A 1,545-nucleotide genomic window follows, 5' to 3' on the forward strand; every position below is an offset into this window, starting at 1 on the left:
CTCATTTCATTTAATCGTTAAATCCATATCGAGGGTTATGAAATCCTGCGAATAAGCGAGTATTCGTGAGAAAATCGTATTAAACTGAGGGAGTTCAATAAGAGTTACTACAAAATATACTTGTTGTTTGAGAAGAAGTTTATTCTTTTTATTAAAATGTTATTGTTGTTCTTGCTTATTTTGGAGATATATAGAACACATAAAAGAAGTTATTAATTGAGAGGAGGAACAATTAATTGGTGGAATTATCTCGGTCTCAACAATTGGCTATGGACTATATTACCAATTATGCCAGGAACCATAATCTTGAAGCTAAAGCAATAATAAATCATATACTAAAAATGTCGAATATCCCAGATGACATTTCGAAAAAGCGCTTATAAGTTTAAAAGCTAACGCACGAATTGGACTCCATTTTCATCCCGATAGACCAGATTCAACTATGAAAAGCGTTGCCGAAGTACTATTAGAGCAGGGAATATATAGGAGTCAGTTTGAAACACTTATATCAAACGGTAGCGTATCTGCTCTTCCAGGTGGTGAACGTGACCTTTGGGAGAATAGAATCTTTGGAGGAGCATATCAAACGGAGGGTACAACTAATAATCAACGCCCAAAATACGGTGCACTGAATGTAATGTTACACTCAGATGGACCTGCTCCACGTTTTGGCTCATGTTACTTTCTTTTATCTCCCAAAGTTTCATATCGCTCTACGTTTACGTATTTAGATTCTCATCAAGACCCAAGGGAAAAGGGGACGTATGAAGAGTTTGATATGATTTTAGCTGCACTCTTAGAAGAGGCGTTCTCTAGGGAATCTGCAATTGGTGAAAGGGATATGACACCAACAATATTAATAAATCATTTACTGGATAAACTCAAGAAAAAGTTAACGGACCTCGAAAAAAAGAACCAAATCGGAATCTTAATCACTACATCGAAGCCCAAGTTCATGGGGATATTTCACTTAAAGAAGATGTGGAAGTGCTTGTTGCAGACCCTTCTTTTAAAGAGACGATTATCGGAACAACTTTAAAAAAACTATGTCTTAAGTATTCAATTGAATTATATTGGCATAGGGGCTTTGTCCTTAAGGTAGGTGAAGTTCCTTCTGACTTTAGAGGACCATCCATGCCTTCTCTAGCAAAACGCATTTCACAAAATAATTGTATCAATGCAAGTGTAATTGGTTGTGCCGTAATGGACCTTCACCGTAATCCTCAAAATTGGAAGGAGCGCGACAGCTTTAAGGAGGTACTTCAGGAATTAAAGCTATTGTGGCATGTTCTAGTTAGATATGGAAAGTCTTATACGATATTGAAATAATAAGGGGGATTCTTTTATGTCTCCCTTTTATTTTATAAATACGATTGTGAAGTAATGCACTAAACGGGTGCTTTTCTTTAAGATCAGGCTGCCTTGATTGGCGGCTTTTTATTATGCCACAAACGGCGTTCGTTAGCTTAATAAAAAAGCGCCACTTGGAGTATCGCCCCGTTAGCCAAACATGAAGCAGAGCCTAACCACAAAAAATATAAGAAA

The 1,545-nt window shown here is 36.8% G+C and carries 1 pseudogene; it reads left to right on the forward strand.

Annotated features, from left to right (window positions below):
• Positions 1-239 precede the first annotated feature (239 nt).
• Positions 240-1,329: pseudogene (locus tag ACIQXV_RS29720) on the forward strand (DUF3626 domain-containing protein).
• Positions 1,330-1,545: the final 216 nt, after the last annotated feature.

Source organism: Neobacillus sp. NPDC097160 (assembly GCF_044762155.1).
In the GTDB taxonomy this organism is placed as follows: Bacteria; Bacillota; Bacilli; order Bacillales; family Cytobacillaceae; genus Neobacillus.